Origin of the sequence: Pseudomonas sp. RIT-PI-r (genome assembly GCF_001297015.1) — a bacterium.
Lineage (GTDB): Bacteria > Pseudomonadota > Gammaproteobacteria > Pseudomonadales > Pseudomonadaceae > Aquipseudomonas.
Window position 1 is genome coordinate 34171 of the sequence record NZ_LIGE01000012.1, and the last position, 20375, is coordinate 54545.

26 protein-coding genes are annotated in these 20375 nt (G+C 58.8%); 14 read left to right on the top strand and 12 right to left on the bottom strand.

Annotation, left to right across the window (positions count from 1 at the left end):
* Positions 1-21: 21 nt before the first annotated feature.
* Entirely contained in the window at positions 22-1815 is a 1794-nt protein-coding gene (locus tag AK821_RS02410; protein WP_064387968.1) for a DUF1302 domain-containing protein, read from the bottom strand.
* A 655-nt stretch (positions 1816-2470) separates the two neighbouring features.
* On the opposite strand from AK821_RS02410, the gene AK821_RS29250 reads away from it, so the two are divergent.
* Positions 2471-2773, top strand: coding sequence for an HNH endonuclease signature motif containing protein (locus AK821_RS29250; protein WP_177330935.1), 303 nt, complete (start codon positions 2471-2473; stop codon positions 2771-2773).
* Positions 2770-3036 (top strand): bacteriocin immunity protein, encoded by a 267-nt coding sequence (locus AK821_RS29255; RefSeq protein ID WP_201783034.1) that lies wholly within the window; start codon positions 2770-2772, stop codon positions 3034-3036. Before AK821_RS29250 ends, AK821_RS29255 begins: the two co-directional genes overlap by 4 nt.
* A 45-nt stretch (positions 3037-3081) precedes the next feature.
* On the opposite strand, the gene AK821_RS02420 is transcribed toward AK821_RS29255, so the two are convergent.
* The 5 genes from AK821_RS02420 to AK821_RS02440 form a co-directional block, all read right to left on the bottom strand.
* Positions 3082-3993 carry an SDR family oxidoreductase gene (locus AK821_RS02420; RefSeq protein WP_064387970.1) on the bottom strand — a complete coding sequence of 304 codons (912 nt, stop codon included), beginning with the start codon at positions 3991-3993 and terminating at the stop codon, positions 3082-3084.
* A 210-nt stretch (positions 3994-4203) separates the two neighbouring features.
* Positions 4204-5106, bottom strand: a complete 903-nt coding sequence (locus AK821_RS02425) for an alpha/beta fold hydrolase (RefSeq protein ID WP_064387971.1) — start codon at positions 5104-5106, stop codon at positions 4204-4206.
* A complete protein-coding gene (locus tag AK821_RS02430; RefSeq protein ID WP_064387972.1) occupies positions 5106-5888 on the bottom strand; it encodes a class II aldolase/adducin family protein in 783 nt (260 codons plus the stop codon). The genes AK821_RS02425 and AK821_RS02430 overlap by 1 nt, the downstream gene beginning before the upstream one ends.
* Positions 5889-6019: 131 nt before the next feature.
* The gene (locus AK821_RS02435) at positions 6020-6706 is read right to left on the bottom strand and encodes an LrgB family protein (protein WP_064387973.1); all 687 of its coding nucleotides are present in this window, start codon (positions 6704-6706) and stop codon (positions 6020-6022) included.
* Positions 6696-7082: a CidA/LrgA family protein gene (locus AK821_RS02440; RefSeq protein WP_064387974.1), complete on the bottom strand. Its 387-nt coding sequence runs from the start codon at positions 7080-7082 to the stop codon at positions 6696-6698. Before AK821_RS02440 ends, AK821_RS02435 begins: the two co-directional genes overlap by 11 nt.
* A 97-nt stretch (positions 7083-7179) precedes the next feature.
* On the opposite strand from AK821_RS02440, the gene AK821_RS02445 reads away from it, so the two are divergent.
* Complete coding sequence (locus AK821_RS02445; RefSeq protein ID WP_064387975.1) at positions 7180-8067, top strand: LysR family transcriptional regulator; 888 nt, start codon at positions 7180-7182, stop codon at positions 8065-8067.
* Here the strand turns inward: AK821_RS02445 and AK821_RS02450 are convergent.
* Positions 8057-8512, bottom strand: coding sequence for a flavodoxin (locus AK821_RS02450; protein WP_064387976.1), 456 nt, complete (start codon positions 8510-8512; stop codon positions 8057-8059). The genes AK821_RS02445 and AK821_RS02450 overlap by 11 nt on opposite strands.
* Positions 8513-8666: 154 nt before the next feature.
* Between AK821_RS02450 and AK821_RS02455 the strand changes: the two genes are divergently transcribed.
* Both AK821_RS02455 and AK821_RS02460 read left to right on the top strand, forming a co-directional pair.
* On the top strand, positions 8667-9140 hold the full coding sequence (locus tag AK821_RS02455) for a PAS domain-containing protein (RefSeq protein ID WP_064387977.1): 474 nt from the start codon (positions 8667-8669) through the stop codon (positions 9138-9140).
* A 54-nt stretch (positions 9141-9194) separates the two neighbouring features.
* Positions 9195-9800, top strand: a complete 606-nt coding sequence (locus tag AK821_RS02460; RefSeq protein WP_064387978.1) for a hypothetical protein — start codon at positions 9195-9197, stop codon at positions 9798-9800.
* 3 nt (positions 9801-9803) lie between these two features.
* Here AK821_RS02460 and AK821_RS02465 read toward each other — a convergent pair whose 3' ends face one another.
* On the bottom strand, positions 9804-10763 hold the full coding sequence (locus AK821_RS02465; RefSeq protein WP_064388013.1) for a MerR family transcriptional regulator: 960 nt from the start codon (positions 10761-10763) through the stop codon (positions 9804-9806).
* A gap of 211 nt (positions 10764-10974) precedes the next feature.
* Between AK821_RS02465 and AK821_RS02470 the strand changes: the two genes are divergently transcribed.
* From AK821_RS02470 to AK821_RS02495, 6 genes are all read left to right on the top strand, one after another.
* Positions 10975-11541: an antibiotic biosynthesis monooxygenase gene (locus tag AK821_RS02470; RefSeq protein ID WP_064387979.1), complete on the top strand. Its 567-nt coding sequence runs from the start codon at positions 10975-10977 to the stop codon at positions 11539-11541.
* 133 nt (positions 11542-11674) lie between these two features.
* Complete coding sequence (gene folM / locus AK821_RS02475; RefSeq protein ID WP_064387980.1) at positions 11675-12385, top strand: dihydromonapterin reductase; 711 nt, start codon at positions 11675-11677, stop codon at positions 12383-12385.
* A gap of 21 nt (positions 12386-12406) precedes the next feature.
* Positions 12407-12967 (top strand): GTP cyclohydrolase I FolE, encoded by a 561-nt coding sequence (gene folE / locus AK821_RS02480; RefSeq protein WP_064387981.1) that lies wholly within the window; start codon positions 12407-12409, stop codon positions 12965-12967.
* Complete coding sequence (folX, locus tag AK821_RS02485) at positions 12968-13339, top strand: dihydroneopterin triphosphate 2'-epimerase (RefSeq protein ID WP_053117178.1); 372 nt, start codon at positions 12968-12970, stop codon at positions 13337-13339.
* Positions 13340-13459: 120 nt separating this feature from the next.
* The gene (locus tag AK821_RS02490) at positions 13460-13756 is read left to right on the top strand and encodes a DUF1244 domain-containing protein (RefSeq protein ID WP_064387982.1); all 297 of its coding nucleotides are present in this window, start codon (positions 13460-13462) and stop codon (positions 13754-13756) included.
* The gene (locus AK821_RS02495) at positions 13749-14087 is read left to right on the top strand and encodes a HopJ type III effector protein (protein ID WP_064387983.1); all 339 of its coding nucleotides are present in this window, start codon (positions 13749-13751) and stop codon (positions 14085-14087) included. Before AK821_RS02490 ends, AK821_RS02495 begins: the two co-directional genes overlap by 8 nt.
* Positions 14088-14301: 214 nt before the next feature.
* Here the strand turns inward: AK821_RS02495 and trxB are convergent, their stop codons facing one another.
* Entirely contained in the window at positions 14302-15264 is a 963-nt protein-coding gene (gene trxB, locus AK821_RS02500) for a thioredoxin-disulfide reductase (protein WP_064387984.1), read from the bottom strand.
* Positions 15265-15575: 311 nt separating this feature from the next.
* Between trxB and cysZ the strand changes: the two genes are divergently transcribed.
* Together cysZ and AK821_RS02510 are read left to right on the top strand one after the other, a co-directional pair.
* Positions 15576-16328: a sulfate transporter CysZ gene (cysZ, locus tag AK821_RS02505; protein ID WP_064387985.1), complete on the top strand. Its 753-nt coding sequence runs from the start codon at positions 15576-15578 to the stop codon at positions 16326-16328.
* Positions 16329-16368: 40 nt separating this feature from the next.
* Entirely contained in the window at positions 16369-17568 is a 1200-nt protein-coding gene (locus AK821_RS02510; protein WP_064387986.1) for a glycosyltransferase family 4 protein, read from the top strand.
* Between the two features lie 108 nt (positions 17569-17676).
* On the opposite strand, the gene AK821_RS02515 is transcribed toward AK821_RS02510, so the two are convergent.
* The 3 genes from AK821_RS02515 to AK821_RS02525 form a co-directional block, all read right to left on the bottom strand.
* On the bottom strand, positions 17677-18780 hold the full coding sequence (locus tag AK821_RS02515; RefSeq protein WP_064387987.1) for an NADH:flavin oxidoreductase: 1104 nt from the start codon (positions 18778-18780) through the stop codon (positions 17677-17679).
* A gap of 166 nt (positions 18781-18946) precedes the next feature.
* Positions 18947-19429 (bottom strand): glutathione peroxidase, encoded by a 483-nt coding sequence (locus AK821_RS02520; RefSeq protein WP_064387988.1) that lies wholly within the window; start codon positions 19427-19429, stop codon positions 18947-18949.
* A 123-nt stretch (positions 19430-19552) separates the two neighbouring features.
* Positions 19553-20038, bottom strand: coding sequence for an FKBP-type peptidyl-prolyl cis-trans isomerase (locus AK821_RS02525; RefSeq protein ID WP_064387989.1), 486 nt, complete (start codon positions 20036-20038; stop codon positions 19553-19555).
* On the opposite strand from AK821_RS02525, the gene AK821_RS02530 reads away from it, so the two are divergent.
* A complete protein-coding gene (locus AK821_RS02530; RefSeq protein WP_064387990.1) occupies positions 20007-20333 on the top strand; it encodes a DUF3565 domain-containing protein in 327 nt (108 codons plus the stop codon). The two genes, AK821_RS02525 and AK821_RS02530, sit on opposite strands and share 32 nt — an antisense overlap.
* The last annotated feature ends 42 nt before the right edge of the window (positions 20334-20375 follow it).

A 20375-nucleotide genomic window follows, 5' to 3' on the forward strand; every position in this document is an offset into this window, starting at 1 on the left:
CTTTCATCCTTCTCGGGCAGATCAGAAGTTCACGCCGAAGCTCAGGGCCACGAAGTCACGGTCTTCGAGAACGTTGTAGTCACCACCAAAAAAGTCGGTGTAACTGAGGCTCGCGGTGTAGGTGTTGCGATAGTCGGCATCGACGCCGACGCTGATCGCTTTCGCCCCTTCGTTGAACAGCCCGTTAGGGCCGTAGCCGGCGACGTCATGCGACCACGACAGGTTGGGTTTGAGGTTGATGCCGCCGATCACGTTGGCGTAGTCGAGGATGGCCCGGGCGCGGTAGCCCCACGAAGTCGAGGTGACAAAACCGTCGGTGTCGCCACCGAAACCATACTGGCCGTAGACCGAATCACGGCCATAACGCAGCTGGCTGCGCGACTCCAGACCGCCGACATGCACGACCGCCGCTTCACCGACCACGGTCAGACGCTCAGCGCCCAGCACCTGATCGAAGAAGTGCGTGAGCGTGCTCTGGATCTGCGTGACTTCCTTGCGGCGATAGCCCTTGTTGTCCGCACCCGGCGCGGTTACCAGTGGAGATGCCGTGCCACCGGCAATCGGGTTGAGCAGTGCCAGTGTCAGGTCATTGGTGTTGACCTGTACCGGCGCGTTTGGCCGATAGCTGATCTCGCCGGTCCAGGCAGTGCCGGTGGGCAGCGTGGTCGAGAAGCTCGCGCCGTAGAGACGAATGTCTTCCGGGTATTCAAGGTAGTACTGACCGCGCCCGAGCATCACGCTTTGCGCCAGGCCTGAGCCGCTGCCAGGCGCCAGCCCGTTGGCGATACCGACCATCGCCGGCAACGCCGAGAGGGTCGATAGCCCCGCCGTGGTGGTACCCACCGACGGCGTGCGACTGTGGTAATTCATGAAATAGAGACCGTACTCGGTGTCATCACCGAGCCAGCGCAATGCCGTACCCCACTGCCCGGAATCGCGCGCATCGCGGTCGCCGCCACGGGGAATCACCACGCCTTCGCGCGTCACCTGAATGCCTTGGCCAAACGCGGTGGTCAACGGCACCAATGGTGCGATCGCCGGGTTGCCAACGGTGTAACCGTTGTTGCAACCGTCCGCAGCCACATCGACGCCGAAGAACGTGCCGCAGTTGTCGAGAACGGTCTGGTCCCATTCCAGTTGATAGAAACCTTCAACCGAGAGTTTGTCCGTCAGGCTCTGCGAGCCGAACAGCATGTTCACCGGGATCAGGCCTTCCTTGATCTCCGCACCGGGACGCCGGAACGCGGAGACATCGATCGGGTTGATGCTGTTGATCGAGTTGCCAATGAACGTGCTCTCGCCCCAACTCACCACCTGTTTTCCCGCGCGCACGGTGCCCGGCAGGTCAGCGATGGTGTAGTTGTGATACACGAAGGCATCGAGAATCTGCGCACCGGACGACTTGGCGCCCTCCTTGCGGCCACTGTCACTGATCGGCTTGAACTCGCGGTCTTCGTCCTTGAGCTCGAAGTCATACCAATACTTGCCACGCACAAACACACCGGTGTCGCCGTACTTCAGTTCGAGGTCGTGAATACCTTTGAAGATTTTCGAGAAGGTCTCGCCCTTCTTGAAGTTCAAACGCCCGTCATCCCCGGTGGAGGATTGCCCGGTGCCGCCGTTGACCGTGCCGACCAACGACTTGTCGGCATCGCGCAGGCCCCAACTCGCGCCCACCGACAGCGACGAGTCGAACGTCCCCTCGATCTCGCCGATATTGAACGAAACCGCGTGCGCCTGGGCGCAGCAACCCAGAGCCACCGCAGCGGCCAGCGCCTGCGGTGTGAAGATGGCGCGCATTGTTGTTTTTGTCATGCGTCTTCCCCGGTGAGTGACAGAAGGCCCCACCCTACTGCCGGGCAACCGGGTCGATAAGCGCTCCAAGGAGGTATTCGCGTTGTCGCTCGAAAGGATGAATGCCCGCACGCGCCGTGGCTTTGCGCAACTCATGAGTGAGCTGGATGGAGGATCATCAATGCAGCGCATGGCGCACATCGGGTCACGGGACTGTTGCATGCCCCGCAACAGTGCATGTCCGGAATCGGTATTTTTCCTACGCGCTCATGACCTTATTCTGAACGCGCTTTCACGGCAGCCGCCGAAAAGCGCGAAGCCAGCTACGCTGAGTCACTGAAGCGATTGGCAACAGATTTCAGAGGAATCGAAGGATTCGGTTTCTTAACCCCGTGTTCACTGACGTTGATTTGTAGCTCCTTGATCCAACGTCTTACCTTGGCCGCTGCGTTTGCAGCGGCCTTTTTTATGCCTGATGAAAAGTTAAACGCCTCCCTCAGCGAAAAACTTCCGAGAACAATGTCGGACGTTTCTCTGTTCGCAGGAGAACGATGACCGACAAATTGAAAGTCCTGAAAAGTTCTTCCAAAACAAAACCTGTTTACTTACGAAGTTCTCAGATTTTGTAACCTGAAATCTGTTGTAACTTGAAACGCCTCAAACACTCGCCGGTGACATGGACGTCACTATTGGCCGCACTGACTTGCCGGCGACTTATCGCGCACATTCAAAAGGATATGAATATGCAAAAGCCTCCACCATGGGAATTGACCGAGCTATCCATACAACGGCAATAGCGAGCAAAGGCCTGTCACCAAGTGCAGACATTGCAGAACACATTGGCAAGAGAAGAAAATTTGAAATCCACCATATCAATCCGATAAATGAGGGTGGCTCAGTCTACGATATATCCAACCTGACCCTATTAACACCAAAGCAGCATATCGATGCACATTCCAAAAAAGGCGAGACTCCATGATCAAACTTAAAAGCAAACTTGAAGAGTACACAGAGTCGGAATATGCGAGCCTTATCAACAGATTATTTGAGGGAAATTACTCCTCAGAAAAAGAACACGACGCGATAGTCGATAACATTGTGGATACATCGCAGCATCCCAATGGGACAAATATTTTGTATTATCCTGAAGACGGTGTCGAAGACAGCCCTACTGGTGTGCTGATAGCGATAAAACAATGGCGCGCTGCCAACGGAAAACCAGGCTTCAAACCTGAAGAATAACAACCAAGCGAGCAGGCATCTTGGCCTGCTCGCTTGGTTCTCCATTTACAACGAATACTTCTGCAAATTCGCCATCATTTCCTTCAGCGCTTCAATATTGTCCTTCGGATGCGCCGCCCCCTCAAAATCGCAAATCTGCTGCCAGTGCGCCGCGACATCTTCCGGCGAGAACCCGACTCGTGGATCAAAGCCGGCGCCGAGGCTACGCTCCCAACGCACTTTGCCCATCCAGCCACCGCCGACCTCGAACAACCCGGAAGTCTCCTGGCATTGCTCGCTGGCCAGATACACCACCAACGGGCTGACCAGTTCCGGTTTGAGTTGCTCGAACACTTGCGGTGGAATCAAACCCTCGGTCATGCGCGTGCCGCCGGTTGGCGCGATGGCATTGACCAGAATGTTGTTCTTGCGGCCTTCGATGGCCAGGGTGCGGGTCAGGCCGTAGAGACCAAGTTTGGCCATGCCGTAGTTGGACTGGCCAAAGTTGCCGTAGATGCCTGAAGTCGAAGCGGTGAAGATCACCCGGCCATAATTTTGCTCGCGCATATGCGGCCACGCGGCGCGGGTGACTTTGTAGGCGCCTTCGACGTGAACCCGGTAAACCAGATCCCAATCGGCGTCATCCATTTTGTGGAAGGTCTTGTCGCGCAAGATGCCGGCGTTGTTCACCACCACGTCAACACGGCCGAACACATCGAGGGCGTTCTGCACCAGTTTGTCGCCGTCGGTGACGGAGTCGTGGTTGGCCTCGGCGATGCCGCCGGCCTCGCGGATTTCCGCGACCACGCGATCGGCGGCGGAGGCATTGGCGCCCTCGCCCTGAGCCGAGCCGCCGAGGTCGTTGACCAGCACTTTCGCGCCTTGTTTGGCGAACAGCAGAGCGTGCGCCCGTCCGAGGCCACCACCGGCTCCGGTGACGATTACGACTTTATCTTCGAAACGCACAGACTCATTCATCAGGGCAACTCCAGCAGTCCAATGGAACATTGACCCCGAGTGTCAGGCACGGGGCTTTTGGTCACAATGAACACGGTTGGGGCTGAATGGTGTGCGATAAGGCTGAGGGATAGTGAGACACGGTAGTACTAAAAATCAAAAGATCGCAGCCTGCGGCAGCTCCTACACAAATCTATGTAGGAGCTGCCGCAGGCTGCGATCTTTTGATCTTCAGGAGCAGGCGACTTTGCGCGGCGGCTGCACAAAACGCTCGCGAAACTCCAGATAATGCTTGAGCACCTGCACCGGCGCTTCGGTCTGTGGATAGTGACCGATACCCGGTAACTGCACGGTGTCTGCGTCAGGTATCAACTCCCGATAGCGCTCGACCATGTGCGCACCGGAGATCGGGTCGACTTCACCATCAATCAACCGCAGCGGAATTTCCCCACGCTGCATGGCCGCCACCCAGCGGTCGCGCTGAACGCGGCGCTCGGGAATATAGTTGATCAACTTGTGCATGATGCGCGGCCCGCGATTGCTGTCGACCAGGCTCCAGAAATCATCCATCTCGCTTTCACTGGGCCGAGTCTGCGGTCCGAAGATCTGGCGAAAGCTTTTCACCAGGGCATCACGGGTAAACGCGCGGCCGATCATCCAGCCCAGCGGACTGAGCAGCAGCTTTTGCATCAGCACCGGACGATGGGTTTCCGGAAACAGGCCACCGTTGAGGAATACGCAACTGGCGATTTCGATGCGATCTTCGTAATGCCGGGCCAGCAGTTCTTGCGCAACGCTGTCGCCGTAATCGTGCGCCAGCACATGCACCGGTTGCTCGATCTGCAAATGCGCGAGCAATGCCTGTTGCAGATCGGCCTGTTCCAGCAGGCTGTAGGTGTGATTGAGTGGTTTCGCCGAGTCGCCAAAACCCAGCATGTCACAGGCGATCATCCGATAGCGCTGAGCCAGTGGCTGCCACAGGTAATGCCAATCCCAACTCGCCGTCGGGAAGCCATGGATCAGCAGCAGCGGCTCACCCTGCCCCGTCGTCCAGTAACGAATCGGCTGGCCACGGAAGACAAACGTCTGGCTGCGTTTGCGCCAGACACACAGAGGAATCTCGGCGAGAGGCATTAGAGTTTATACCCCGGGTCTTGTTTATCGAGTTTGCGCAGCAACGCTGGCCAGGCCAGCGCGCCACCCATGCCTTGAGCACTTTTGGTGACGCCGGCGATCATCGCTTTGGCGCCCGCCAGAATCTGCGGTTCGATGACGATGAGTTCCGCGCCACCGGTTTGCGCCATCACCTGGATGTCGCAGGCGCGCTGGAAGGTGAACATCATCAGAAAGGTGTCGGCGATGGTGCCGCCACAGGTCAGCAGTCCGTGGTTGTGCAGCATCAGGAAATTGTTTTCGCCCAGATCGGCCTGCAAGCGCGCCTTTTCTTCGTGGTTCAGCGCCACGCCTTCATAGGCGTGACAGGCCAGGCTCGACAGCACGAACAGCGACTGCTGGCTGATCGGCAACACGCCTTGCTTTTGCGCCGACACCGCGACGCCCGACGCGGTGTGGGTATGCAGCACGCAAACCACATCGTGCCGCACTTCGTGCACAGCACTATGGATGGTGTAGCCAGCGGGATTGATCTCGTAAGGGCTGTCCATGAGCTTGTTGCCGGCCTGATCGACTTTCACCAGGCTCGACGCAGTGATCTCATGGAACATCAGGCCGAACGGATTGATCAGGAAATCTTCGGTGCCCGGCACCTTGGCGGAAATGTGCGTGAAGATCAGATCGTCCCAGCCATGGGCGGCGACCAGACGATAACAAGCGGCGAGATCGACACGGGTCTGCCATTCCGCGGCACTGACCTGGTCTTTGACATTCAGGGACGATTGGACGGGGGCTACGCTCACTGTATGCACCTCTGCGTTCTTATTGTTCTGCACGTGACAGCAGTCTAGTCAGGTGCAGGCAATCGCGTAGTTGCATTGGCAGCCAGCTTGATGACTGATCGAGTCAGCGATGCAAACAGCTTGGATCCATGTCAAAGCAACGACGCCAACAAAGGCGCGGCGAACAGATTGAGCAGTCCGGTGAGGACCATCACCAGGCCCGCCACAGAGCCTTCTTCACCGCCGACTTCGTGCGCCCGACTGACCCCGGCTCCGTGTGCGCCCACACCGAACAACGCGCCCCGCGCCAGGGCGCTCCGCAACGGCAGCCACTTGAGCAGAACCCCGCCAAGCATCGCGCCGAACACGCCAGTGAACATCACGAACACGGCGGTCAATTCTGGTACGCCGCCGAGGTTTTGTGCCAACGGCATGGCGAACGGCGTGGTGATCGAGCGTGGCACCAGCGACAGCGTCACCGAACTGTCGAGCGCCAATGCCTTGGCCAAGCCGAACGAGGTGCCAATCGAAGCCGCACTGCCCGCCACCATGCCCAGCATCAGCGCCGACCAGTGCCGTATCAATAAATGTCGTTGCTGCCAGATCGGCACGGCGAAGGCGACGGTCACCGGGCCCAGTACCAGCATCAGCCAATGAGTGTTGCTGGAATATTCGGCGTACGCGGTGTGCAGCGGTACGGCGAGCGCGAGAAGCAACGCCGGCACCAGGATCAGCGGCGACAACACATAACGCCCGGTGCGCCGATAAATCCAGCGGCTGAACAAGTACGCCAACAACGTGAAGGCGAGCCAGAACATCGGCATCCATTCAAGCTTCATGGGAACGCCTCGCGCGCACGGCCAGTTCCACGGTGAACGCGGTCACCAGCATCACCATCAAGGTGCTGGCGGCGATCACCAGCAAAATCCGCCAGCCGTCATCGCGCAGCAACGTGCCGTAATCGAGCAGGCTCATCAACGCGGGAATGAAAAACAGCAACATCTCGGCCATCAACAGGCCCGCGCCCAATTGCAGCGCTGCCGGTTTGACCCAGCCGAACGCGAACGCCAGCAGCAACAGCGCCATGCCAATCACCCCGCCAGGAATAGGCCAGGGCAACCACGCGGCGATCAGGCAGCCGAGCAGGTAGAGCCCGAGCAGTACGGCAAGTTCGACGAACAGACGGGAAAAGTGTTTGAGACGGGCGGCGTTCATGAGGTCGGCTCCTTACAGAAGCCTATTTTACGAAGCGACCTGCCATCCCCGAAGCGAATTGTTAGACTCGTAGCCATTCCAAACTGGAATCAGACTTATGGAACTCAAACAGCTGCGCAGTTTTGTCGAAGTCATGCATCAGGGCGGTTTTACCCAAGCGGCGAAAACCCTGCACATCAGTCAATCAGCGGTGAGTAAACAGGTCGCGCAATTGGAGCAAAGCCTCGGCACGCCGCTGCTCGAGCGGCTCGGCTCACAGCTGCGCCTGACCGCCGCTGGCAGCGTGGTGCTGCAACGCGCCGAAGCCATGCTGCGTTTGCGCAATGAGCTGCTGGTCGAGTTGGACGACCTCAGTCATCTGGCCCGTGGCGAGCTGCGCCTCGGTCTGCCGCTGTTGGGCAGTGATGCCCTGTTTGCCGGGCTATTCGCCGAATACCGCCGGCGCTATCCGAACATCAGCGTGCAGTTACTCGAGGGCGGCAGCCGTCATATCGAGCAAGCTGTGCTCAACGGTGAACTGGAATTGGGTGGCAGTCTGTTGCCGAAGGATCCGCAGTTTGACTGTCAGCCGTTCTGCGACGAGAAGCTCGATGCGTTGCTGCCGGTCGATCACCCACTGGCCGAGCGCGGCGAGATCGGCCTGGAGGAACTGGCCGACACACCGTTCCTGCTTTATCAACGCAGCTTCGTGCTCAACGACCGCTTGCTGCAGGCGTGCCAGCAAATGGGCTTCACGCCGAAGGAAGGCGGGCGCAGCGGGCAGGCGGATTTTCTCGCAGCGCTGGTCGCCGCCGGGCAAGGCGTGGTCCTGTTGCCCAGGGTGGTCGCACGCGGGCTGGTGCGGCCAGGCGTGGTGCGCCTGACCTTGCGCGCGCCGGATTATCTGCGTTGGGACATCGCGTTTATCTGGCGTCAGGGCGCTTATCTGTCGAAAGCCGCGCAGGCGTGGCTGGCACTTTTACGCGAGCGGCCGATCAGCCCTTGAGTGCGTCGATCAACTGCGCCAGCCATGGCTCGGCGTCGGTTTCCGGGGTCACGCTTTCGCTGGCATCAATGCGCAGCATGTCCTGCACCTCACGCACGCCCAGCTCGCCGAACAGTTCGCGCATCTGCTCGCCACCACCGCAGAACGTGTCGCCATAACTGGCGTCGCCCAACGCAATAACGGCACCGGGCAAACCGCGCCAGGCTGCCGGCAACTGATCGCGAATGGTCGAATACAACGGTTGCAGGTTATCCGGCAACTCACCCATGCCAGTAGTCGAGGTCACGGCGAGCAACGCTTCGGGACCGAACGCTTGAAGGTCCGTCAGGCTGGCGCGCGAGTTGTAGAAGGTTTCAAAGCCAGCGGCTTTCAACAGGTTCTGGGCGTGGCGGGCGACTTCTTCGGCGGTGCCGTAGACCGAACCGGAGAGGATGGCGACTTTCATCAATCTGATCCTGAAACTGAAAAAATGAGCGGCGATAGTAGCAGCCTGAACTGCAAAGCTGCGATTGGATCTCATCTGCCGATAATGGCCAGTAGACAGCGCCGATGGTTCTTCTAGAATGCGAGCCACTGACAACTCTTGAAAGGATTCAAAGATGATCAAAGCCAGTCTGCTGCAAATGGTGATCAATGCGTCGAACGACGGCATCGTGGTCGCCGAAAAAGAAGGTGAGCAGGACAACATTCTGATCTACGTCAACCCCGCTTTCGAACGTCTCACCGGTTACAGCAGCGAAGAGATTCTCTACCAGGACTGCCGGTTTTTGCAGGCAGGAGATCGCGATCAAGAGAGTCTTGAGCTGATTCGCAACACGCTGCGCGACGGCGGAACGTGCCGGGAAATCCTGCGCAACTATCGCAAGGACGGCACGCCGTTCTGGAATGAACTGTCGCTTTCAACGGTGAATGCTGATGATGGAATGACTTATACCGTCGGCGTGCAGAAAGACGTAACGGTTCAGGTCAAAGCTCAGCAGCGTGTTGTACAGCTCGAGGCAGAGATTGCGGCGCTACGTGCAGAGCTGGCGCAGCTGAAAGCGACGAACGGTTCAAACAAAACAGCGAACTAATTGTCATTAACTACAATCACCAATGACTTTGTAACTATTCCTTTCGAGTTAGCCATGCAGCGCGACGCCCTCCTCACTCAGGATGAGCTGGATTTCATCCAGACCATGCAGCACAACCCGCAACTGAACGTGCGGGATGCGACGTCGAGTCTGCTGGTCAATGGCGGATCGCAGATTCGTGATTTGCTCACGCGTCTCGCGGCTCATGAGCAAGTGACCATTCAGGCCAACTTCGAAAATCAGCAAATGACTTTTCCGTTGCACCTGGTGGAAGACGAGTTTCATGCGCTGCATTTGCGCCTCGGCGTTCCGAGCATTTACGAAGACGGCCCGATGGTGCGCCCATGGCGGCTGGTGCTCGAAGAGCCGGTAGCGCTGGAAAATGCCAAAGGCCAGCCAGGCATGATGTGGGTGCACGAGGTGTCGCACAAAGGTGTGTTGCTGGAAATGCGCAACAAGACCAAACCACCCAAGCACTTTGCCTTGTGGTTCAGCCCTTCGGGGTATGAGCGGATTGCATTGCGCGGCAATTTCGAACGGGAAACCGAACACGGCTTCTACGCTTACGAGCTGAACCAGACCGATGCCGATGAAACCGAACGTCTGCGTCAGTTCATCCTGCAACAGCATCGCTTGACCCATCCTGCCCTGCACACCTGATTTTCAGGTATCCAGTTTTCCGGCAAGAAACTGCGTCAGACGCTGACGCATGGTTGCACCTTCGTTACCAATACAGCCAATCGAACTTGCCGCCAGACTGTCCTGCGCCAGATCGGCTGCATCCCCCGCCAGTAACAGCTGACAATCGAGACTCAACGCCAGCCGATGCAGGCGCCGTGGCAATTGCGCGCTGGGCGCATGATTGGAAAACAGCACCAGCGCTTCGGGTTTGATCTTCTCGCAAATCAGTGTCAGCTCGTCGAACGGCTGGCCTGTGGTCAGCACCCGCACGCCCGATTCGCTGGTACTCAGAAATAACGCCGCCACCAGCAATTCCAGTTCGCGGCACTGACCGGCCAAGGCGCTGACGACGATCCTGCGTGGCTGGGAAGCGCGCAACGTGACGATTCGCTGCAACACTCGCGCGCGGAGAAAACCATCGAAAAACAGCCATTCGCTGGTTTGCCCGAACGCGTCCTGGCGCTGCAACAATGCTCGCCAGAGCGGCATCAGAATGTCCTGAAAGACCACGGCCAATGAATACGAAGAAAATATCTGGCCATAGACCCGATCCATTTCCTGATCATCGAACGAACTGATCGCGCGCTGCACCTGATGCTGCCATTGCAGATAGTCCGCCTGCACCAGATCGTCGGAAATGATGTGCGCCAGCGCTTTCAAGGGTTCGGTCTTGGCGAGAATCCTGCCGATCTTGCTGACCGCTACGCCACGGTCGATCCATTCGACGATGCTGCGAACGCGCTCGATATCGTTCATCGAATACAGCCGATGCCCACTTTCGGTGCGTGTTGGCTCGATTAATCCGTAGCGTCGCTCCCATGCACGCAAGGTAACCGGGTTGACGCCGGTCAACCGCGAGACTTCGCGGATGGGGAACAGATCCTCGCGTTCAATCGCCGTAGATGCCTGAGAAACAGGGAGTACGTCAGTTATGACGGGCATTGTGCGGTCAACTTCCATGCTGGTTAATTGGATCCCATTCTACTCCTGACCGCCCTTCATCGTTCAAGTACAGATCTGCGACGAATGTCGCTGGTGTAATCGCTAAAATCAGGAATAATCCTTGCTTGTTGAAAAGCGCAGGCCTCTACCCCGGCCTGCGTCAGGCGAACTTCCTACCCGGAACGACGCAACCGAAATACGGAGATACACAATGTCTACTTCCCCCGTCACGTTGATGGTTGCGCGTCGCGTTGCCGATGGCCGCTATCAGGATCTGATTGCCTGGCTGCGCGAAGGCGAACAGCTGGCCACCGACTTTCCCGGTTATCTCGGCTCCGGCGTGCTCGCTCCGCCGCCCGGCGATAACGAATTCCAGATTATTTTCCGCTTCGTCGATGAACAGACCCTGCATGCCTGGGAGCACTCCGCTTCGCGCACTGCGTGGCTGGATCGTGGCAGCGATCTGTTTGCGCATCCGAAGGAACATAGAGTCAGCGGTATCGAAGGCTGGTTCGGTGCAGCCGGTCAGCGTCCTGCTCGCTGGAAGCAGGCGGTAGCAATCTGGCTGGCGTTCTTTCCGGTGTCGCTGCTGTTCAACTTTGTCCTCGGCCCACTGCTCGCTGAAATGAGCTTGTTGCCGCGTGTGTTGATCAGCACGGCGTGCCTGACACCTTTGATGGTTTACTTCTTTATTCCACTGTCGACGCGCCTGCTGGCGAACTGGCTGAACAGCACGCCGGTGCGACTGCCGGTGACGGCAGCACCTCAGAAACATTGAAGATCGCAGCCTCGTTGCACTCGACAGCTCCTACGGGAACGTAAGCCGGCCTGTGCAGGAGCTGCCGCAGGCTGCGATCTTTTCCGGCGTGTCGCTGTTATAGTTTTTGCTCCCTCCGCGATGCGAGCCGTTCATGCCAGATTCCGCAGCCCCGATCCTCATCACCGGCGCCGGCCAGCGAGTCGGCCTGCATTGTGCGCAGCGTTTGCTCGAGGATGGTCATCGCGTCATCTTCACCTACCGCACTGAACGTCCCGGCGTGCAGACATTGCGTGATCTGGGCGCCCTCGGAATGTTCGCCGACTTCTCCAGCGAAGCCGGGATTCTCGCCTTCATCACTGAACTGAAAAACCATACCGACAGCCTGCGCGCCATCGTGCATAACGCCTCCGAATGGCTGGCCGAAACCCCGGGCAGCGAGACCGAAGCCTTCACGCGCATGATCAATCTGCACATGCTTGCCCCCTACCTGATCAACCTGCACTGCGCCGATTTGCTGCAGTGCTCGACGCCCGCCGACATCATCCACATCAGCGACGACGTCACCCGCAAGGGCAGCAGCAAACACATCGGCTATTGCGCCAGTAAAGCCGGGCTCGACAGCCTGACCCTGTCCTTTGCCGCGCGTTATGCGCCAGCCATCAAGGTCAACGGCATCGCGCCGGCCCTGCTATTGTTCAATCCCGACGACGACGCGGCGTACCGCGCCAAGGCCCTGGCCAAATCCGCGCTGGGTATCGAACCCGGCAGTGAAGTGATCTATCAGAGCCTGCGCTACCTGCTCGACAACCCCTATGTCACCGGGACGACCCTGACCGTCAACGGCGGACGGCACATCAAATAAGCCGCTTCGCGAGGATGTTCCATGACCCGCTCACTGCCCGAGAACTACCGCGACATCCTCATCGGCCTCGGTGAAGATCCCGACCGTGAAGGACTGCTCGACACCCCGGCGCGCGCGGCCAAGGCCATGCGATACCTGTGTCACGGTTATGAACAGAGCGTCGACGAGATCGTCAATGGCGCGCTGTTTGCCTCGGACAGCGACGAGATGATCATCGTCGCCGACATCGAGCTGTATTCTTTGTGCGAACATCACCTGCTGCCCTTCATCGGCAAGGCCCATGTGGCTTATATTCCGACGGGCAAGGTGCTGGGGTTATCGAAGATCGCGCGGCTGGTGGACATGTTTGCCCGGCGCCTGCAGATTCAGGAAAACCTCACCCGACAGATCGCCGATGCGGTGCAACAGGTCACCGATGCCGCCGGTGTCGCCGTGGTCATCGAAGCCAGACACATGTGCATGATGATGCGCGGCGTTGAAAAACAGAATTCGACGATGAACACCTCGGTCATGCTCGGCGCCTTCCGCGAGTCGAGCAACACCCGCCAGGAGTTCCTGCAATTGATTGGACGGAGCAAGTAAATGCCACAACTTCAACCGGGAATGGCGCGCATCCGGGTCAAGGATCTGCGCTTGCGCACCTTTATCGGGATCAACGAGGACGAAATCCTCAACAAGCAGGATGTACTGATCAACGTGACAATCCTGTATGCCGCACAAGAAGCGGTGCGTGACAACGACATTGATCACGCGCTGAACTACCGCACCATCACCAAGGCGATCATCGCCCACGTCGAGGGCAATCGCTTTGCGCTGCTCGAACGCCTGACTCAGGAATTGCTCGATCTGGTGATGAGTAACGGTTCGGTGCTGTACGCCGAAGTCGAAGTCGACAAGCCGCATGCGCTGCGTTTTGCCGAGTCGGTATCGATAACGCTCGCGGCAAGCCGCTGAGCTTCAAGCTTCAAGCTTCAAGCTTCAAGCTTCAAGCTTCAAGCGGTAAGCTAACGGCCGACCCCGATCCAATCTTGCAGCTTGAAGCTTGCCGCTCAAAGCTGTCTCGCAGAGACCCCCATGACTGATCAACAACGCCTCGAACTCGAAGCCGCCGCCTTTCGCCGGCTGGTCGCCCATCTGGACAGCCGCAAGGACGTGCAGAATATCGACCTGATGAACCTCGCCGGCTTCTGCCGCAACTGCCTGTCGAAGTGGTACAAGGCCGAAGCCGACGAGCGCCAGATCGAGGTCAGCCTCGACGACGCCCGCGAAGTGGTTTACGGCATGCCGTACGCCGAATGGAAAGCCCAATATCAGCAAGAAGCCAACGCTGAACAACAAGCAGCGTTCGCCAAAGGAAAAACCCATGAGTGATCTGAATACCCTGCGCGCCAGTCTGAAGAGCGGCGATCATGCTTTCGCCGACACCCTGGCCTTCATTGCTGCCGGTTACGACTACCAGCCGCAAGCGTTCAACAACGGTGGCGTGGAAAACGCCGCCGGGCAGAACGAAGGCTCGTGCAAGACCTTGGGTCTGGCGCTGCTGGAAGGGCTGAGCGATGAAGAAGCGCTGTTGGCGTTTGGTGAGCATTACCGTTCGGTGGTCGCGACGCCAGAGGGCAGTGATCACGGCAATATCCGGGCGTTGATCAAGCATGGTCTGGCCGGCGTCAAATTCACCGCGCAACCCCTGACCCGCCGCTGATCAAGATCAAAAGATCGCAGCCTTCGGCAGCTCCTACACCGTGATCGTTCCCACGCTCCGCGTGGGAATGCAGCCGGGGACGCTCCGCGTCCCATCGGACGCAGAGCGTCCAGATGAGGCATTCCCACGCAGAGCGTGGGAACGATCATCACGTGGCTGAATCTGCGGGCACAAAAAAACCGGCCAATATGGCCGGTTTTTTTATGTCTGCGATTTAGAACGAAGCGTTCTGCAGACCGTCCAGGTAACGCTCGGTGTCCAGTGCCGCCATGCAGCCGGCGCCGGCCGAGGTGATCGCCTGGCGGTAAACGTGGTCAGCCACGTCACCGGCGGCGAAGATACCTTCAACGCTGGTCGCAGTGGCATTGCCTTCACGGCCGCCCTGCACCACCAGGTAACCGTCTTTCAGGGTCAACTGGCCTTCGAACAGCGAAGTGTTCGGGGTGTGGCCGATGGCGATGAACACGCCGTCGACGGTGATTTCGTCGAAGCTGCCGTCGTTGTTCTTCAGACGCGCGCCGGTCACGCCCATGTTGTCGCCCAAGACTTCGTCGAGGTTGGCGTTCAACTTGAGGATGATCTTGCCTTCAGCGACGCGAGCGTTGAGCTTGTCGATCAGGATCTTCTCGGCGCGGAAGGTTTCGCGACGGTGGATCAGGGTCACGGTGCTAGCGATGTTGGCCAGGTACAGTGCCTCTTCAACAGCGGTGTTGCCGCCGCCGACCACTGCAACTGGCTTGTTGCGGTAGAAGAAACCGTCGCAGGTCGCGCAGGCCGAAACGCCTTTGCCCATGAACGCTTCTTCCGATGGCAGGCCCAGATAACGCGCGCTGGCGCCAGTGGCGATGATCAGGGCGTCGCAGGTGTAAGTCGCGCTGTCGCCGGTCAGGGTGTAAGGCTTGGCGGCGAAGTCGACGGCGTTGATGTGATCGAACACGATCTCGGTTTCAAAACGCTCGGCGTGTTCACGCATGCGCTCCATCAGCACAGGGCCGGTCAGACCGTGGACGTCGCCCGGCCAGTTGTCGACTTCGGTGGTGGTGGTCAGTTGACCGCCAGCCTGCATGCCGGTGATCAGCAGTGGCTTGAGGTTGGCACGGGCCGCGTATACCGCAGCGCTGTAACCGGCAGGGCCGGAACCGAGAATAATCACTCGCGAATGACGGACTTCAGACATGACCTGCTCCTGTTGACCGGGCCGAAAAACAGACCCGGATCGCCGGACTGCCGGCGGGAATAAAAAAGGACTGTGGATAACCTTGGGGAAGGCGTGAGCTCGACAGTCCTGTAAAAAGTTGGGTGCAGCGTATCGAGGGGGGCAAGATTAAGGAAATACGGTTTAACAATCCAGCTCATAGGTGGTCTCTATGCCGACACACTGACGAGATGGACGTCTTTGTTACAGTGAATGTCGATCGCTCTGCCGCGCTTTCGCCACCCGTGCAAAGTCGGTAAGGTCGGCGCGTTTTCCCTTGCTCGGAGCACCTTATGCCCGCCCCCGTTCTGTCCGGCCCGCAATACCTGCGCGAAGGCCTCAAACTGGTCTTGAGCCCAGGCTTGCGCCTGTTCGTGTTGTTGCCGCTGCTGATCAACCTGGTGCTGTTCGTCGGATTGATTTATCTGGCCGGCCACCAGTTCAGCCTCTGGGTCGATACGCTGATGCCGTCGCTGCCCGAATGGCTGAGTTTCCTCAGTTACATCCTCTGGCCTTTGTTCGTGGTGCTGGTGGCGCTGATGGTGTTCTTCACCTTCACCATGCTCGCCAACGTGATCGCCGCGCCGTTCAACGGTTTCCTTGCGGAAAAAGTCGAAGTGGTGGTGCGCGGCACCGATGACTTTCCGGCGTTCAGCTGGGGTGAACTGATTGCGATGGTCCCGCGCACCCTCGCCCGGGAAATGCGCAAACTGGGCTACTTCCTGCCCCGCGCCATCGGCCTGTTCATCCTCTCGTTCATCCCGGTGGTAAACATCATCGCTGCACCGCTGTGGCTGCTGTTCGGCGTATGGATGATGGCGATCCAGTACATCGACTACCCGGCGGACAACCACAAACTGGGCTGGAACGAGATGCTCGCCTGGCTGCGGCAGAAGCGCTGGCAGAGCATGAGTTTTGGCGGGATCGTCTATCTGGTGCTGCTGATTCCGGTGGTCAACATTCTGATGATGCCGGCGGCTGTTGCAGGCGCGACACTGTTCTGGGTGCGTGAGCGTGGCGCGGAAAATCTGGTGACCCAGCGCTAGGTTCGTCACAAATCCATCATCCGAACGTCACAAGCACGACATGGCCTCAGTCGACACTGAGGTCATGACGACAGCTCTACATATCACCCTGATCAGCGAAACCTTCCCACCGGAAATCAACGGCGTGGCCAATACGCTTGGCCGCTTGTGCGATGGACTGCGCGCGCGTGGGCATCAGGTCGAATTGGTGCGCCCGCGTCAGGCCGGCGATCCGCAGCGCAGTGAGGATGATGCGCTCCTGTTATGTCGGGGCTGGCCACTGCCGGGGTACCCGGGGCTGCAATGGGGGCAGTCGTCGATGCATAAACTGCTGCGGCGCTGGAAGCGCCAGCGTCCCGATGTGCTGTACATCGCCACGGAAGGCCCGCTCGGGTTGTCGGCGCTGCGGGCGGCGCGCCGTTTGGGGATTTCGGTGGTCAGCGGTTTCCATACCAATTTTCAGCAGTACACCAGTCAGTACGGCCTCGGCTTGCTGACGCGGATGCTCACGCATTATCTGCGCTGGTTTCACAATCGTTCGGCCATGACGCTGGTGCCGAGTGTCAGCCAACGCCTGGAGCTGGAGCGGCGGCATTTCGAGCGGTTGGCGTTGTTGTCGCGTGGTGTCGACAGCCAGTTGTTTCATCCGAGCAAACGCCTGAATGCCTTGCGTGAGCAATGGGGGCTGGGCGAGCGCGATATCGCCGTGATTCACGTAGGACGCCTCGCCCCGGAGAAAAATCTGGGCTTGCTCAAGCGCAGTTTCGACACCCTGCGCAGCAGTTATCCACAGCGCAATCTGAAACTGATCGTGGTTGGCGACGGTCCGCAACGGTTAGCGCTGGAAAAGGAACTGCCCGAGGCGATTTTCTGCGGTGCGCAGCGCGGTGAAGCGTTGGCGGCGCACTATGCGTCCGGGGATCTGTTTGTGTTTCCAAGCCTGACGGAAACCTTCGGCAATGTGGTGATGGAGGCGTTGGCTTCAGGGTTGGGCGTGGTGGCTTACGATCAGGCTGCGGCGGCGCAGCACATTCGCCACGGTTACAACGGCGTGTTGGCGATGCCGGGTGATGAGCAGGCGTTTTGCGAGGCGGCGGCGTGGTTGCTGGAGGAGGATGAGACGTTGCGTTGCGTGCGCCTGAATGCGCGGCAGCATGCGAGTCGCCAGGGGTGGGCGGCGATCATTGAGCAGTTTGAGGAGCACTTGCGTGGGGCTTGTGTGGGGGAGCAAGTGGTGCCGAATGCGCAGACATTGCCTTGAGTTCAGGCGACTCGGAGACCGTCATCGCGAGCAGGCTCACTCCTACAGGGGAACGCCTTCCAATTGTAGGAGTGAGCCTGCTCGCGAAGGGATCATTGAGAACGCCGCTTAAACCAGCGTCATCAACGCCTCACGGCTGAACGGCAGAATATCCTGCTCACGCCCTTCGCGAACTTTTTGCGCCCAGTCCGGGTCGACCAGCAACGCACGGCCCACGGCCACCAGATCGAATTCCTCTTTGTTCAGACGCTCCAGCAGATTCTCCAGACTGGCCGGTTGCGCGACCTTGTCGGTGTTGACCATGAATTGCAGGAACTCGCCATCGAGGCCAACACTGCCGACGGTGATGGTCGGTTTGCCGGTCAGCTTGCGGGTCCAGCCCGCCAGGTTCAGCTCGGAGCCGTCGAACTCCGGCTCCCAGAAACGCCGCGTCGAGCAGTGGAAAATATCCACGCCGGCGTCAGACAAAGGCTTGAGGAACTCGCCCAGTGCTTCTGGGGTTTGCACCAGACGCGCGGTGTAATCCTGCTGCTTCCACTGCGAGAAGCGGAAGATGATCGGGAAACCTTCGCCGACTGCTGCACGCACCGCTTGAATCAGCTCGATGGCGAAACGTGAACGATTGGCCAGGCTGCCGCCGTATTCGTCGGTGCGCTGGTTGCTGCCTTCCCAGAAGAACTGGTCGACCAGATAGCCGTGGGCACCGTGGATTTCCACGCCGTCCATACCGATGCTTTGTGCGTCCTTGGCGGCTTGGGCGAATGCGGCGATTACGTCCTTGATGTCCTGTTGGGTCATGCCGTGCACCACGACCTGACCGTCCTTGAGTTTTTCCGACGGACCGTAAGCCGGCACGCTGGCGTCCGGCTCGGTGCCGATGCGGCGTACGCTGCCGACATGCCAGAGTTGCGGAACGATCTTGCCGCCTTCAGCGTGAACAGCGTCGACGACTTTCTTCCAGCCGGCCAACGGCGCTTGACCAAAGAATTGCGGCACGTTCGGGTAACCGTTGGAGGCGATGTGGCCGACGGTGGTGCCTTCGGTGATGATCAGGCCGACACCGGCGGCTGCGCGACGGCGGTAGTACTCAATGACTTTCGAATTCGGCACGCCACCCGGGGAGAAGGAGCGGGTCATCGGCGCCATGACCACGCGGGTCGGCAGTTCGAGGGCACCGAGGTGGAACGGTTTGAACAAGGCTTGAACGGGCATCGAAGGGCTCCACAGAAAAGGCTTTATGACGGCGATAATATGGAGAGTCGAAGCCGTTGAACAGCATTATTGATTTTGGTGATTAAGGATCAGAAACGAAAAGACCGCAGCCCCGTCAGTCCCGTGTAGGAGCTGCCGAAGGCTGCGATCTTTTGATCTTGCTGTTTCAGCTCAGCGCTTTTTCAATCGCATGAACAATGGTCGGATCATCCGGCGCCGTGCGCGGCGAGAACCGCGCCAATACGCGGCCGTCCTTGCCGAGCAAAAACTTTTCGAAATTCCAGGTGATGTCACCGGGAAACTCCGCGCCCTCGCCCGCCAGCAGGCGATAGAGCTGATGCCGTTCGTGACCGTTGACTTCGAGCTTGCTCGACAACGGAAACGTCACGCCATAGTTAAGGCTGCAGAAATCCTGAATTTCCTTTTCAGAACCGGGTTCCTGGCCGGCAAACTGGTTGCACGGCAGGCCCAGCACACTGAAGCCTTTGCCTTTGAATTGCTGATAGAGGTTTTCCAGCGCCGCGTACTGAGGGGTCAAGCCGCACTTGGAGGCGACGTTGACCACCAGCACGACTTGGCCCTTGAACGGCGCCAGCGGTAGCTCCTGACCATCCAGGGCTGTCAACTTAAGGTCGTGAAAAGCACTCATGACGAACTCCAGGATTCCGATGTTCTACTCGAAACAGCCACTTGGCGAGGCCACCAAGGACAGCCGCGGACTAAAAAGGCGCCCGCAGGCGCCTCTCCAGTACTCGAAGCTTAGCGCAGAAAATCAGTGGTGATGGCCACCTTCGCCATGGACGTGGCCATGAGCGATTTCTTCCTGGCTGGCATCACGGATGTCAACGATCTTCACTTTGAAGTTCAGACGCTGACCGGCCAACGGGTGGTTGCCGTCGACGGTCACGTCGTCGCCGTCGAGGTCACGGATGGTGACGATCTGCATCTGGCCGTCCGGCGCCGAAGCGTGGAACTGCATGCCGACTTCCAGCTCGTCAACGCCTTCGAACATGCTGCGGCTCAGGGTGCTGACCAGCTCGGCGGCGTATTCGCCGTAAGCGTCTTCCGGTTCAACGGCGACTTCCAGTTCGTCACCAACCGTTTTGCCTTCCAGCGCTTTTTCCAGGCCCGGGATGATGTTGCCTGCGCCTTGCAGGTAGACCAGCGGAGCGCCGCCGGCGGAGCTGTCGATGACCTCACCAGCGTCGTTGGTCAGGGTATAGTCGATGGAGACAGCCTTATTGGCGGCGATCAGCATGGGGCGAGACCTTTTGCAGAAGAATATAGAAAGGCCAAGTTTAGCGAAGCAATCGCGCGAAAGCGAACACAACCCGGACAAACGGGTTTCGACGATCACAGGCTTCCATCAGGACGAAGACGCTCATTGGGTGGTCGAGCTTTCCTGTGGCCACACCCAGCACCTGCGCCACCAGCCGCCGTGGCAATCCCGCGCCTGGGTGCTCGACCCGGCGCAACGTATTGAAAAAATAGGCCAAGCCTTTGCCTGCGGTTGGTGCGCACAAGGCTCGGTTAGCGATAACCTTGGCGACTGAATTTCGGTAGGTCGTCAGACATAAGCGACCGCCATTGCCATG